A 13,775-nucleotide genomic window follows, 5' to 3' on the forward strand; every position below is an offset into this window, starting at 1 on the left:
GTGTCTATCTGACCATCGCAGCAGCACTGGCCGAAATATCCAGCATAGCTGCTCCCCCCACCCTTGATCCCTCCCCGCAACGGGGGAGGGAGACGACTGCCGGCACCGGCGCCAATCTCTCGGATTCCGACAGGACCACCCCCTGAATGTTCTCCTCCCTCCTCATCGCCAATCGCGGCGAGATCGCCTGTCGCGTTATCCGTACCGCGAAGCGGATGGGCATCCGCACCATCGCTGTCTACTCCGACGCCGATCGTGATGCCGTGCACGTCAGGCTTGCTGACGAGGCCGTGCATATCGGTGGCTCCGCCGCCCGTGACTCCTACCTCTCGGTCGACAAGATCGTCGCCGCCTGCAAGCAGAGTGGCGCCGAAGCCGTCCATCCCGGTTATGGCTTCCTCTCGGAGAATCCTGCATTCGCTGCTGCGCTCGAGGCGGAGGGCATCATCTTCGTCGGCCCGCCGGTCAAAGCCATCGAGGCGATGGGTGACAAGATCACGTCGAAGAAGCTCGCTGCTGCGGCTGGGGTCTCGACCGTCCCCGGCCATATGGGCCTCATCGCCGATGCTGAGGAGGCCGTAACCATCTCGCGCTCCATCGGCTACCCGGTGATGATCAAGGCCTCGGCCGGCGGTGGTGGCAAGGGCATGCGCATCGCCCATACTGACGCCGAAGCCCGCGAAGGCTTTGAGCGCTCGAAATCCGAAGCCGCCTCCAGCTTCGGCGATGATCGCATCTTCATCGAAAAATTCGTCACCGAGCCGCGGCACATCGAGATCCAGCTGATCGGCGATCAGCACGGCAACGTGCTGTGGCTCAACGAGCGCGAGTGCTCGATCCAGCGCCGCAACCAGAAGGTCATCGAGGAGGCGCCGTCGCCGTTCCTCGATGCCGCCACCCGTAAAGCCATGGGCGAGCAATCCGTCGCCCTCGCCAAGGCGGTGGGTTACACCTCCGCCGGCACCGTGGAGTTCATCGTCGACAAGGATCGCAACTTCTATTTCCTCGAGATGAACACCCGGCTGCAGGTCGAGCATCCGGTCACCGAACTGATCACCGGCCTCGACCTGGTCGAACTGATGTTCCTCGCCGCAGCGGGCGAAGAGCTGCCGCTCACTCAGTCCGATATCGGCATAACTGGCTGGGCCATCGAGAGCCGCATCTACGCCGAGGACCCGTTCCGCAACTTCCTGCCCTCGACTGGTCGGCTCACCCGCTACAGCCCGCCGGCCGAGGAGGCCTCGCCCGAACTGGTGGTGCGGAACGACACCGGCGTCGCCGAGGGCGGCGAGATCTCCACCTTCTACGATCCGATGATCGCCAAGCTCTGCACCTGGGCGCCGAGCCGCAGCGAGGCGATCGACGCCATGGAAGTCGCGCTCGACGAGTTCGAGCTCGAAGGCGTCGGCAATAACATCCCGTTCCTTTCTGCCGTCATGGGGCAGGAGCGCTTCCGTTCCGGCCGCCTCACCACTGGCTACATCGCCGAGGAGTTCCCCAACGGGTTCAGCGGCGTAGCGCCGGATGCGGAATCACTTACGCATCTCGCCGCGCTCGCCTGCTGCTCCGCCTTCGCGCTCGACAAACGGCTCTATCCGACGACGCCCGAGCCGCGCGCCGTGATGATCGGCGCCGAGCGCTGGGACTTCTCGGTCCGTGCCGACGGCATCGAGTATTGGCTGACCGCGCCGGACGGCAAGAAGCTCTTGGTCGAAAGCGGCTGGAAGCCGGGGAACAGCCTCTGCATCGCCCGCGTCGATGGGCGCCTGCTCCACGTCAAGCTCGACCGCGTCACCGGCGGTTTCCGCCTGCGCTGGCGCGGTGCCGATCTGATCGCCAAGGTGCTGCTGCCCCACGTTGCCGACCTGATGCCGCTGATGCCGGTAAAGGTCCCGCCTGACCTTTCGAAATTCCTGCTCTGCCCGATGCCCGGCCAGATCGTCCGTATCGATGTCGCCGAAGGCGATATCGTCGAAGACGGCCAGACCCTGGCCATTGTCGAGGCAATGAAGATGGAGAACGTGCTGAAGGCGGAAAAGCGCGCCCGGATCAGCAAGGTGCGCGTGAAACCCGGCAGCGTTCTGGCGGTGGATGAGGTGATCCTGGAGTTCGAGGCAGTATGAGCGCCGGCCCGACCTTTGCCGACTGGTCAAAGCTCGCCCAGAAAGACCTGCGCGATACCCCAGTGGAGTCGCTGAACCGCGACTATGGCGATCTTCCGATCAAGCCGGCCTACTTCCCGGAAGACGTTTCCGCCGACCCGGGGCTCCCCGGCGCTGGCCCATTTACCCGCGGCGTCCGCGCCACCATGTATGCCAACCGTCCGTGGACCATCCGGCAATATGCCGGCTTCTCCACCGCCCGGGAATCTAACGACTTCTATCGCAAGAACCTCGCCGCCGGCCAAAAGGGCCTGAGTGTCGCTTTCGACCTCGCCACCCACCGCGGCTATGACAGCGACCATCCGCGGGTCACCGGCGATGTCGGCAAGGCTGGCGTCGCCATCGACAGCGTCGAGGACGTGAAAATTCTGTTCGACGGCATCCCGCTCGATCAGATGAGCGTCTCGATGACCATGAACGGCGCCGTATTGCCGGTGCTAGCGATGTTCATCGTCGCCGCGGAAGAGCAGGGGGTGAGACAAGCGCAACTCGACGGGACCATCCAGAACGACATCCTCAAGGAGTTCATGGTCCGCAACACCTATATCTACCCGCCTGGGCCGAGCATGCGCATCGTCGGCGACATTATCGCCTACACTGCCGAGCACATGCCGAAGTTCAACTCGATCTCGATTTCCGGCTACCACATGCACGAGGCGGGAGCGACCGCCGTGCAGGAGCTCGCCTACACCATCGCCGACGGCATCGAGTATGTGCGCTCGGCGCAGGCGCGCGGCCTCGATATCGATGCCTTCGCGCCCCGGCTGAGCTTCTTTTTCGGCATCGGCATGAACTTCTTCCTCGAGGTGGCAAAGCTCCGTGCCGCCCGCACCCTTTGGCACAGGTTCATGACCCAACTGGGCGCCAAAGACGCAAAGTCATTGGTGCTGCGCACCCATTGCCAGACCTCCGGTGTGTCGCTGACCGAGCAGGACCCGCACAACAACATCGTCCGCACCACCATCGAGGCGCTGGCCGCCGTGCTCGGCGGCACCCAGAGCCTCCACACCAACTCTTTCGACGAAGCCATTGCGCTGCCGACGGAATTCTCCGCCCGTATCGCTCGTAACACCCAGCTGATCCTGCAGCACGAGAGCCGCGTCACTGATGTCGTAGACCCGCTCGGCGGCTCCTACTACATCGAAGCCCTCACCGCCGATCTTGTGGAACGTGCCAGTGCCTTGATTGCCGAGGTGGAAGCCCAGGGCGGCATGACCGCCGCCGTCCAGGCCGGCACCCCGAAGCTCGAGATCGAAAAGGCCGCTGCCCTGCGCCAGGCCCGTGTCGATCGCGGCGAGGACGTCATTGTCGGCGTCAACCGCTACCGCCTAGAGAACGAAGCGCCGATCGCCATCCGCGAGATCGACAACAACAGGGTGCGCGACGAACAGGTCGCCCGACTCGCCGAAATCCGTCGCACCCGCGACCCCGACGCGGTAGCCGCCGCGCTCGTGTCACTGCAGAACCACGCAAGGTCCAACGGCAACCTGCTCGCCGCCAGCATCGCCGCCGCCCGTGCTCGCGCCACCCTGGGCGAGATTTCCGCTGCGCTGGAGCAGGTCTTCAACCGCCATTCGGCGGTCACCCGCGTCATCTCCGGCGTCTATGCCGAAAGCTACGCCGCCGACCCGCAATACGCCCAGTTCACCAGCCGGATTGCCGCATTCAGAGACAAGGAAAAGCGCCCCCCGGCGCTGTTCATCGCCAAGATGGGGCAGGATGGGCATGATCGCGGCGCCAAGGTCATCGCCACGGCCTTTGCCGATCTCGGTTTCACCGTCCATATGGGCGACCTGTTCGAGACGGCGCCCGAAGTGGCCGACCACGTCGCCGAGTTGAAGGTCGACGCTGTCGGCGTCTCGTCGCTCGCCGCCGGCCACAAGACGCTGGTGCCCGAGCTGATCGGCGAACTCCGGGGCAGGGGACTGGGTGATGTCACCGTCATCGTTGGCGGTGTCATTCCCGAACAGGACTATGATTTCCTGCGAGAGGCCGGCGTCGCCGAAATCTTCGGCCCCGGCACCAACGTGCTCGAAGCCGCCTTCTCGGTGCTGAACCAGATCGAGGGAAGGCTGAGCAATCGATGATCGGTCGCCTCAACCACGTCGCCATCGCCGTCCCGGATCTCGCCGCCGCAGCCGCGAAATACCGTGACCTGCTTGGGGCGGACGTGCACCACCCGCACGACCATCCCGAGCACGGCGTCACCGTCGTCTTCGTCCAGCTCGAAAACACCAAGATCGAGCTGCTGACGCCGCTCGGCGAGAACTCGCCGGTCGCGAAGTTTCTCGAGAACAATCCATCGGGTGGCATCCATCACATCTGCTACGAAGTCTCCGACATCGCCTCGTCCATTCGCACTCTGGTCGACGCCGGCGCCCGCGTGCTCGGCGATGGCAAACCCAGGATCGGCGCGCACGGCCTGCCGGTGGTGTTCCTCCACCCCAAGGATTTTGACGGCACGCTGATCGAGCTCGAAGAGGTGAAGCCCGAGCTGCAGCCGGCCTGACCTGTGTCCGCGCCAACTGGCCGGTCGGGCCCAGTTCGGCTCGCCCGAGCACTCGCGCCAGCGTCAGTTAGCGGTGGCAACTCCACAACGTGGCATCGCAGCAATTGGACACGCGGCCTCGCCGTGCTACGCGAGCGCACGCAAATCGCCCGGGGCCCTCATGCTCAAGATTCTCAGTAACGCGCTCACCGACATTGTCGGCGGCTACGAGCGGCGCCGCGTCTGGATCGCGCTGGCCACTGAGGACATCTTCGACCAGCACCGCCGCACCACGCTGGGCCCGCTCTGGCTGCTGGTGAACTACTTCGCTTTCGCCGCGACCTTCATCTTCATCTTCACGCCGGGCCCGCTCGACCCGCTGCATGCCATTTACATCGGCGTTGGCCTCCTGGTGTGGTTCTACATCAACGACACCGTCACCCAGGCGGTTTCGTTGTTCGAGCGCGAGGAGGGGTTCATCAGGGGGACGACGTTACCGCTCTCGGTCTATGTCATGCGCCTGACCCTGCAGAACCTGATCCGTTCTGGCTACGCGCTGGCCGGGTGCATCGTCATCCTGTTGCTGGCGGGCGTGGTTATCACCGGTGCCTGGATGTGGTCGGCACTGGGCGTCCTGCTGATTCTCATCGCCTCTCCGGCCGTCGTCGCCGTTTTCGCTTTCCTCGGCGTGTTCTTCCCGGACAGCCAATTCATCGTCGCCAACCTGATGCGCGTCGCCATGTTCGCGACCCCCGTCTTTTGGGGCAATGCCGGTGGCGACCCGGTGCGAACCGCGCTCTACTACTGGAACCCGTTCACCTATTTCCTTGCCATCGTGCGCGAGCCGATCGTCAACGGCAGCGCTCCGCTCAGCGCATTCGGTGTCTGCATCATCATCACGCTGGCAATGTGGGCGCTGGCTACCCTGCTGCTGGGAACGTTCCGTCGCCAGGTGGCTCTGATCGTCTGATGGTCTCCATTCACGCCCACGATCTGCATCTCAACTATCAGGTCCGCGAGAAGCTGACCCTGCGGCCGCGTGACAAGCGCCTGCCGCAGACCGGTGGCACCATCTCCGGCACTGGCGCGCACCGCTTCGTCACCGCGCTCGATGGGGTCAGTTTCGAACTCGAAGCCGGGGATCGCCTCGGCCTCGTCGGCGCCAATGGCGCCGGCAAGACCACGCTGCTGAAGGTGCTCTACGGCATCTATGAACCGACTGCCGGCAGCCTCGATATTCGCGGCAAGGTCGACGCGCTGTTCAACATCAATCTTGGCTTCCGTCCCGAGGCGACTGGCCGCCGCAACATCCTGCTGCGCGGTCTGATCAACGGCTGGACCGAAGCCCAGATTGCCGAGCGCACTGAAGAGATTATCGAGTTTTCCGAACTCGGCGAATTCATCGACATGCCCTTCAAGAGCTACAGCCAGGGTATGGGCGCCCGCTTGGCTTTTTCGATCGCTACGACCCTCGATCCCGAGATCCTGCTGATGGATGAATGGATCGGCGCGGGCGACGCGAGCTTTCAGAAAAAGGCCACCGACCGGATGAACAAGCTGGCGGAAAAGGCTGGCATCATCGTCCTCGCCAGCCACAGTGAAGAGCTGCTGGCAAAGACCTGCAACAAGCGGCTCGAGCTGGAGAAGGGCCGGGTGAAAGCCTTCGGCTGAACATGTGGTTGGTGCGGTCCCGATATCGCTGCGCCGCAGGCAGGATGCACACCCCGCGGCCGCATGCTAAGCAGCCTCATCCTTGGAGGAGGACACCATGCTCAAGGGGCTCGATCCCATCCTGAATGCCGACGTGTTGCACGCGCTCAAGTCCATGGGCCACGGCGACGATCTGATCATCGCCGACATGAATTTTCCCTCGGATTCGATTGCCCGTCAAACCGTCTACGGCAGGCTGCTGAAGCTCGAGAACGTCACCGCCGGTCGCGCCGCCGAGGCGATCCTGTCGCTGATGCCGCTCGACAGCTTCGTGCCGCACCCGGCGCTGCGCATGGAGATCGTCGGCAAGCCCGATGAGGTGCCGCCGGTGCAGCAGGAGGTGCAGGCGGCGATCGACAAGGCCGAGGGCAAGCCCTCGCCGATGGGCTCCATCGAGCGCTTTGCCTTCTATGAGGCGGCGAAGCAGTCCTACGTGGTGATTCAGACCGGCGAGCGCCGCTTCTACGGCTGTTTCATCCTCAAGAAGGGCGTGCTGCCACCCGAGGCCTAAGCGCTTTCAGGACAAGTTGCAGACTTTTCCGGTTCGAAAGCGCGACCAGCAAAACAACTGGAGCGCCCACCGCGTCAGCAGAGCCGGGAGGCGCTCCACCCGAAACTGTGCATTCACTGGTGAAAGCACGCACTACTTACTAATGAATGCAACCCCCACTTTGTGCGTTGCGGTCGCTCGGCGCGCTCGCCAACGTGTTGACTTCTAACATGTTAGCTCCATACCATTCCTCAGCATCCCGCATATAAGGGAGCGCTCCCTGGGGAGGGACGTCGGCAGGAGTTGAGGGACTTGGGTTGCGCCATGGCGCGGCCCGACCTGCACGTTCAGTTTCCCATCGAGCGCCGGCGCGGAGGCGACAACGCCGCTGGAAGCGGCGCTTTGAGGGAGAACAGACGTGAAACTCGAACTCTACAACCGGATTGCGGCCATCCAGGCCAGCCGCCGCAGCTTCATGAAGGGCGCGGCGGCGCTTGCCGCAGGCACTGCGCTCAGCAGCAGTTTGGCCGGCCGCGCCTTCGCTCAGGACAGCGTGCGCGCCCAGATCCTGCAGATCCCCGGCGTCGGCAAGGGCTCGCCCACCGATGCCGACTGGCAGAAGGTGGGTGAACTCTGCCTCGCCGCCACCAAGGCCAATGTCGCCGAGGGCGAATTCGCCGGCGTCGAGTTGACCTTCATGGGTCTCAACAACCAGAACCTGCACAACTTCCTGTTCCGCGGCTTCCTCAAGCCGTGGGAGGCCTATACCGGCGCCAAGATCAACTGGATCGACCTGGCCCAGGCCGACTACAACGCGCGCTTGCAGCAGTCGATCGCCACCGGCACAGTGGATTTCGACATCATCGAGATGGGCGCCCCGTTCGAGGGTGACACCGCCGGCCGCGGCCTGCTCGACGAGATGCCGGAATGGGTCGCGACCCAGATCGAGGCCGATGACCTGGTGAACTATCTCAAGGCGCCGGTCGGCACCTGGGACGGCAAGACCTACCGCATCAACCTCGATGGCGACACGCACACCTTCGCCTACCGCAAGGACTATTTCGGCGACGGCTCGATTTCGGGGCTGGCCGATGTGCCGACGCATTGGGAAGATCTCAACGCGCTGCCCGCTGCCCTCGCCGGCAAGAACGACCCGCTCACCGGCGCACCGGCTTACGGCTTCCTCGACCCGCTCAAGTACCAGTGGGGCGGCTTCGGCTTCTACTTCCTCGAGGATCGCGCCACTGCCTACGCCAAGCATCCGGATGATCCGGCCTGGCTGTTCGACCCGGACACCATGAAGCCGCGCGTCAACAACCCGGGCTGGGTGCAGGCCATCCAAGACGTGCTCGATCTGGTGAAGGCCAATGCCTATCCGCCCGATCAGCTGAATGCCGACCCGAACGCCACGGCGTTCTCGCAGTTCCTCGGCGGCACCGGCGCGGCGCTGACCTGGTGGGGCGACGTCGGCTCCAACGCCCGCACCTCCGATACCTCGGTGGTCGGCGACGTGGTCGGCTTCTCGATCAATCCCGGCGCCAAGAAGGTCTACAATCACAAGGCCGGCGCCTGGGAGGAGAAGGAGAACTTTGCTCCCAACCTCGCCTACCTTGGCTGGGGCGTTTACGTGACGAGCCGCGTCTCCGCCGACGAGAAAAAGCGGAAAGCTGCCTGGTCTGCCGCGGCCCATCTGGGCGGCAAGGACATTTCGCTGTGGACCTCGGCCTATCCGTCCGGCTTCCAGCCTTACCGCAACTCGCACTTCCAGTACGAAGAGTGGGAAGCCGCCGGCTACGATCGTGCCTTCGTCGAGGATTATCTCGGTTCCAACCTCGACAGCTACAACCACCCGAATGGCGCCATCGAGCCGCGTATCCCCGGCATTTTCCAGTACTACTCGATCGCCGAGGACGAGCTGGTGAAGGGCATCAACGGCCAATACGCTTCGGCACAGGAAACCGCGGACGCCATCGCCGCGGCCTGGGAGAAGATCACCGACCAGATCGGTCGCGACAACCAGATCAAGCTCTACAAGGCTTCGCTCGGCATGTAGTGCCGCAAGGTGTGATGTCGCGCTTGGCGTGATTGACAATCCACGGCTGGTGGCGGACCGTCACCAGCCGATTTAGTTCCGGATCCGAACTGTCCAAGAGGCGTGGATGGCGTTGACTGAATCACCGAGCTACGGCGCCATCTCGCGTCGCCGCAAGGACGGGGGCAGGGCGCTCATTGCCGCCGCCACCGTACTCTTTCTCGCCGTCGGCCTGTTCCAGGCGCTGAACTCGGCGGGCCTGGTGCCCCTCGGTCTCAAGGATTGGCGGCCCACGCTTTACGCCTTCCTGCTGTGGTCGGTGGCGCTCGGCGGCGGCATGGTGATGATGCGCGGCGAGGCCGGGCTCAAGGCGCTGTTCATCCTGCCCGCTGCCCTGTTCACCGCCGCCATGGCGATCTTCCCGACGCTGTTCGGCCTTTCCATCGCCTTCACCGACTGGAACCTTGCGTCCTTCACCGGCCAGAAGTTCAACGGCTTCGACAACCTGGTGCAGCTGGTCCGCGACCCGTTCTACTGGAACGCCATGCGCAACATGGTGATCTACGTGCTGTTCGTGCTCGTGGAGTACGCCGTTGCTTTCGGCCTCGCGCTGCTGCTCAACGCCGAAATCCGGGCCCGGAAGTTCTGGCGTGTCGTCTTCCTCATTCCGCTGATGCTGTCGCCGGTCGCCGTCAGCTGGATGGTCGGCAAGTCGATGCTCGAATACCGCTTCGGCCCGGTGGCCCGCTTCGCCCGCTGGCTGGGCTTCAACAATCCGAGCTTCTTTACCGACCCCTGGGTCGCCCGGCTATGGATCGAGGCGATGGATGCCTGGGTGTCGATCCCGTTCGTGATGATCCTCTTGCTGGCGGGCCTGCAGGCCATGCCCAAGGAGGTCATCGAGGCGGCCAAGGTCGATGGTGCTTCGCCCTGGCAGCGCTTCTGGCAGGTGATTTTCCCGCTGATGCTGCCGGTCTCGATCACTGCGATCGTCCTGCGCATCATCTTCAAGCTCAAGCTCGCCGACATCATCATCACCGTCACTTCGGGCGGTCCGGGCGGCGCCACCGACAGCGTCTCGAGCTTCATCTATCGCGAGTATCGCGACCGTTCGAACGTCGGCTACGGCACCATGCTGGCGATGTTCTATCTCGTGGTGATCGTGATCTTCATCACCCTGCTGCTGAAGTTCCTGCGCAAGCACATGCAGAGGATGACCTGATGGCCGCCGAAGCAACACTTTCCGCCCCGACTACCGCCGATGCCGGTGCTGGTGCCCGGCGCTTGAAGCATGTCGCCGGCAAGGTCGGCATCTATGCCGCGCTGGTGACCTGGGCTTTCGTTTCGCTGTTCCCGGTGTACTGGACCATCACCACCTCGATGAAGGTGGCCAAGGACGTGCAGCTCGGCCACCTGATCCCGTGGGTGGATTTCCAGCCCAACTGGCTGGGTTGGCGTTCGCTCGGTCTCTCGCCCGATACCATCGGGCAGGTCTCGACCGTCCGCGACGAGTTCCTCGATCGCTTCCTCAACTCGATCTACACCGCCTTCGGCGCCTCGTTCCTCGCGGTGCTGATCGGCTCGCTCGCCGCCTACGGCCTCAGCCGCTTCCAGTACAAGTTCCTCTGGATGAAGAACCAGGATCTGAGCTTCTTCTTCTTGAGCCAGCTGATCCTGCCGCCGGTCGTTCTGGCGCTGCCCTTCCTCGTGCTCTACCGCGAGCTGGCGCTGCTCGACAGCATCATCGGTTTGGTGCTGCTCTACACCCTCACCGTGCTGCCGATCGTCATCTGGATCATGAAGGACCAGTTCGACACCATCCCAATCGAGCTCGATGAAGCGGCGCAGGTCGATGGCCTCGGGCCCTGGGGCACCTTTTTCCGCATCATCCTGCCAATGGCGCTCCCCGGCATGGTCGCCGCCTTCATCCTCAGCCTGATCCTCTGCTGGAACGAGTATTTCTTCGCGGCGCTCCTTACCGGAGCCGAAGCCAAGACCCTGCCGGTGATGGTCGCCAGCCAGACCGGCTCGCAGGGCATCAATTGGTGGAGCATGGCCGCCCTCTCCACCGCCGCCATCGCCCCGCTGGTCGTCGTCGGCGTCCTGCTCGAACGCTACATCATTCGCGGGCTGACCGCCGGCAGTGTGAAGGGGTAGGGCCGTCAAGGGCGCGCATGGATCTCCCAGACGCGCGTCTATCAACCGGCGTCATTCCCGCGAAGGCGGGAACCTAGTGGGATGCTTCCAAGGCCAGTGAGGTGGAGAGTCCGCACTGGGTTCCCGCCTTCGCGGGAATGACACCGGTGGGTGGGACATCTCACAGTTCCCGCATCAAATCCTTGTTCCGCTCATAGAGCTCACGGAACACCCGATAGCGCCGCGCGTAAAGTTCGCGGAGGTTCTCGTCCGGGGTGATCTCGTGATCCACCGGGTTCCAGGTCCGGATGTCGTCCGGCTGCACATCGCCGATCGCCAGGGCGGCGATGAACGCATCGCCATACGATGCGCCGACGGTCTTCTGCCGCACGATCTGCGTCCGCCCCGACACGTCCGACGTCGCCTGGGCCCACACCTTGTTCTTGGTGCCGCCGCCTGCCGCGAGGATCGCCCTTGGTGGCTGCCCCACATCGGCATAGGTCTCGAACACATGGTGGGTGCCGAAGGCGATGCCTTCGAACAGCGCCCGGTAGATGTCGCCGCGGGTGTGGGTCAAGTTCATCCCGAACAGCACGCCCTTGGCCTCGGTATCGTGGATCGGTGTCCGCTCGCCGGAGAAATAGGGCAGCATCACCAGCCCGTTTGCGCCGGGCGGCGAGCCTTCGGCCTCGAGCGCCAATGCCATTACCGCGGTCGCTGGATCCAGCTCGTTCGCGAACTGCTCGCGGAACCAGTGGCTGAGCGTCCCTGAGGTCGCTAGCCCCGACATCGTGGCGTGCTTGCCCGGGAAGAACCACGGCGCGTACCAGAGCCGCGCATCCGGCACGCGCACCGGCGTGATCTCGATGATGAAGATGGTCGAGCCGTACATCAGCAGCATGTCGCCGCTGTCGAGCACCCCGACGCTCAGCGCCTCGGCACCGGCGTCGATTGTCCCCGTCGTCACCGGCGTGCCGACTGCGAGCCCCGTCTCAGCGGCAGCTGCCTCCGTCACCGTACCGGCAATATCGGTGGTCCAGATCGCCTCGGGGAGTTTTTCGAGCCCGATGATGTCGTCGGCCAGCTCGTCGGTCCACTCAAGCTTCTCGACATCGTAGAGCGGCGAGAAGTTCGCCGCGGAGTAATGGTCGATCACATAGCGGCCGGTGAGCTTGTGGACGATGTAGGTGGTCGAAGTCAGGATCTTCGCGGTCCTGGCATAAAGCTCCGGCCGGTTGCGCTTCAGCCACAGGATCTTGGGGCCGATCGACTGGCTGGTCAGTGCGTTGCCGCAGCGGCTCAGCAGCACATCCTCACCGATCCGCGCCGTCAGCTCCTCGATCTCTTTGGCGGCCCGCGTATCGACGCCATAAAGCACGCCGTTCATCAGCGGCTCGCCCTCGGCATCCACCGGCAGCATGCATGGCCCGATGGCGCTTGCGGCCACCGCGACGATGTCCGAGGGCATGACGCCGCTGTCGGCGATCAGCTTCTGGCTCAGAAAGCAGAAATCGCCCCACCAGTCCTCGCGCGGCCGGTGCTCGGCCCAGCCAGGCTGCGGCACCAGCATCTTGTGCGGCCGGGCGGCGCTGGCGACGATGCGCCCCTCCGCATCTACCAGCACGCCCTTCGATTCAAACGTCCCGATATCGATGCCGAGATAGTGCCTCATCCGATGTAATCGTCCCTGTCGAGGCTGAACTTGCTGTCGATCCGCGGCAGCGCCTCCACCAGCAGCGTCGCCAGCTGCTCGAGGTCGGCCATGTCGCAGACTTCCAGCGACGAGTGCGAGTAACGCATCGGAAAGCCCACATCGATCGAGGCGACGCCCTTGCCGACCAGCTGCACGTAGCTGAGGTCGGTCAGCGCCCCGATATGGGCACTGCGCTGCAGCGGCAGCTGTTTCGCCGCGGCGCTGTCTTCGAACAGTTTCACCATCGCCGGATGTGGCAGCGTGCCGTTCAGCGTGCCACGCCCGTGGAAGGAGTAGAGCGACATCGCCGGCCCACCGCCCAGCTTCACGTCACCGCGCGCCGTCATATCGGGGGTATCGGTCGCGAGGATCAGGTCGAGCTGGATCGCCACATCGGGCATCAGCACCTGCGCCGCCGTCACCGCGCCGCGGAGGTTGAATTCTTCCTGCACCGAGAAGACGAAATGCACGGTCGGGCGCTTTTTTAGCTCGACCAGCGCCTTCGCCACTTCGATCATCACCGCGCAGGCCGCACGATCGTCCACGGCCGTGCCGGCGATCCGTCCATTGGCAAGCTCGGTCACCTTTGGCGCGTAGACGATGGGCGTTCCCACATCGATGCCTGCCGCCAGTACCTCGGCCGCCGACTTGAACCCGGCGTCGATGTAGAGCTCGGGGTAGGGCAGCACCTTGTACTTTTCGTCCTGCGATGTGGCGTGGTGGCTCTTATGGGCGATCAGCCCGGGCACATCCTTGCCCTCGCCGATGCAGAACAGCACCTCGGTCGACGGCAGCGCCCGCTCCGGCACGCCGCCCAGCCGCTCGACGCGAACCATGCCGTTCGCCTCGATCTTCCGCACGACTCTCTCCACATTCCCCCCCTCGCCCCCGACTACGCCGTCCCTCTCCCGTGCTCCCGTCCCCCCGATCCCGCGCCACTCTCCGACGCTTCCCCCCTTCATCAGCCCCCCCCTTACCCTCCCCCCTTCGCGCCCTCTACACCCCGTAGCTCTCGCTGCCGCTTGCCCCCTCCGTATTCACGCGCCCTCTCCCTCGTATCCAGC

11 protein-coding genes are annotated in these 13,775 nt (G+C 64.2%); 9 read left to right on the forward strand and 2 right to left on the reverse strand.

Annotated elements, in window-relative coordinates; genetic code table 11:
• Positions 1-146 precede the first annotated feature (146 nt).
• From VW23_RS14485 to VW23_RS14525, 9 genes are all read left to right on the forward strand, one after another.
• Positions 147-2,123, forward strand: coding sequence for an acetyl-CoA carboxylase biotin carboxylase subunit (locus VW23_RS14485; protein WP_069910265.1), 1,977 nt, complete (start codon positions 147-149; stop codon positions 2,121-2,123).
• Complete coding sequence (scpA, locus tag VW23_RS14490; RefSeq protein WP_069910266.1) at positions 2,120-4,249, forward strand: methylmalonyl-CoA mutase; 2,130 nt, start codon at positions 2,120-2,122, stop codon at positions 4,247-4,249. The genes VW23_RS14485 and scpA overlap by 4 nt, the downstream gene beginning before the upstream one ends.
• On the forward strand, positions 4,246-4,671 hold the full coding sequence (gene mce / locus VW23_RS14495; RefSeq protein WP_069910267.1) for a methylmalonyl-CoA epimerase: 426 nt from the start codon (positions 4,246-4,248) through the stop codon (positions 4,669-4,671). The genes scpA and mce overlap by 4 nt, the downstream gene beginning before the upstream one ends.
• A gap of 160 nt (positions 4,672-4,831) precedes the next feature.
• Positions 4,832-5,620 (forward strand): ABC transporter permease, encoded by a 789-nt coding sequence (locus VW23_RS14500; protein ID WP_069910268.1) that lies wholly within the window; start codon positions 4,832-4,834, stop codon positions 5,618-5,620.
• The gene (locus tag VW23_RS14505; protein ID WP_069910269.1) at positions 5,620-6,321 is read left to right on the forward strand and encodes an ABC transporter ATP-binding protein; all 702 of its coding nucleotides are present in this window, start codon (positions 5,620-5,622) and stop codon (positions 6,319-6,321) included. Before VW23_RS14500 ends, VW23_RS14505 begins: the two co-directional genes overlap by 1 nt.
• A gap of 97 nt (positions 6,322-6,418) precedes the next feature.
• The gene (locus tag VW23_RS14510) at positions 6,419-6,871 is read left to right on the forward strand and encodes an RbsD/FucU family protein (RefSeq protein ID WP_069910270.1); all 453 of its coding nucleotides are present in this window, start codon (positions 6,419-6,421) and stop codon (positions 6,869-6,871) included.
• 454 nt (positions 6,872-7,325) lie between these two features.
• Entirely contained in the window at positions 7,326-8,903 is a 1,578-nt protein-coding gene (locus VW23_RS14515) for an extracellular solute-binding protein (protein WP_425285211.1), read from the forward strand.
• A 106-nt stretch (positions 8,904-9,009) separates the two neighbouring features.
• Positions 9,010-10,104 (forward strand): carbohydrate ABC transporter permease, encoded by a 1,095-nt coding sequence (locus VW23_RS14520; protein WP_069910272.1) that lies wholly within the window; start codon positions 9,010-9,012, stop codon positions 10,102-10,104.
• Positions 10,104-11,039: a carbohydrate ABC transporter permease gene (locus VW23_RS14525; RefSeq protein WP_084646138.1), complete on the forward strand. Its 936-nt coding sequence runs from the start codon at positions 10,104-10,106 to the stop codon at positions 11,037-11,039. The genes VW23_RS14520 and VW23_RS14525 overlap by 1 nt, the downstream gene beginning before the upstream one ends.
• A 160-nt stretch (positions 11,040-11,199) precedes the next feature.
• Here VW23_RS14525 and VW23_RS14530 read toward each other — a convergent pair whose 3' ends face one another.
• Complete coding sequence (locus VW23_RS14530) at positions 11,200-12,690, reverse strand: FGGY-family carbohydrate kinase (protein WP_069910273.1); 1,491 nt, start codon at positions 12,688-12,690, stop codon at positions 11,200-11,202.
• Positions 12,687-13,571 carry a M20/M25/M40 family metallo-hydrolase gene (locus VW23_RS14535; protein WP_244513596.1) on the reverse strand — a complete coding sequence of 295 codons (885 nt, stop codon included), beginning with the start codon at positions 13,569-13,571 and terminating at the stop codon, positions 12,687-12,689. The genes VW23_RS14530 and VW23_RS14535 overlap by 4 nt, the downstream gene beginning before the upstream one ends.
• Between the last annotated feature and the right edge of the window lie 204 nt (positions 13,572-13,775).

Source organism: Devosia insulae DS-56, from assembly GCF_000970465.2.
Classification (GTDB): domain Bacteria; phylum Pseudomonadota; class Alphaproteobacteria; order Rhizobiales; family Devosiaceae; genus Devosia_A; species Devosia_A insulae.

What these genes read in the sequence shown, in the direction of transcription:
- VW23_RS14530 (WP_069910273.1), bottom strand. Translation starts at nt 12,690, where the DNA reads ATGAGGCACTATCTCGGCATCGATATCGGGACGTTTGAATCGAAGGGC.
- scpA (WP_069910266.1), top strand. Translation starts at nt 2,120, where the DNA reads ATGAGCGCCGGCCCGACCTTTGCCGACTGGTCAAAGCTCGCCCAGAAA.
- VW23_RS14485 (WP_069910265.1), top strand. Translation starts at nt 147, where the DNA reads ATGTTCTCCTCCCTCCTCATCGCCAATCGCGGCGAGATCGCCTGTCGC.
- mce (WP_069910267.1), top strand. Translation starts at nt 4,246, where the DNA reads ATGATCGGTCGCCTCAACCACGTCGCCATCGCCGTCCCGGATCTCGCC.
- VW23_RS14520 (WP_069910272.1), top strand. Translation starts at nt 9,010, where the DNA reads ATGGCGTTGACTGAATCACCGAGCTACGGCGCCATCTCGCGTCGCCGC.
- VW23_RS14515 (WP_425285211.1), top strand. Translation starts at nt 7,326, where the DNA reads ATGAAGGGCGCGGCGGCGCTTGCCGCAGGCACTGCGCTCAGCAGCAGT.
- VW23_RS14510 (WP_069910270.1), top strand. Translation starts at nt 6,419, where the DNA reads ATGCTCAAGGGGCTCGATCCCATCCTGAATGCCGACGTGTTGCACGCG.
- VW23_RS14505 (WP_069910269.1), top strand. Translation starts at nt 5,620, where the DNA reads ATGGTCTCCATTCACGCCCACGATCTGCATCTCAACTATCAGGTCCGC.
- VW23_RS14500 (WP_069910268.1), top strand. Translation starts at nt 4,832, where the DNA reads ATGCTCAAGATTCTCAGTAACGCGCTCACCGACATTGTCGGCGGCTAC.
- VW23_RS14525 (WP_084646138.1), top strand. Translation starts at nt 10,104, where the DNA reads ATGGCCGCCGAAGCAACACTTTCCGCCCCGACTACCGCCGATGCCGGT.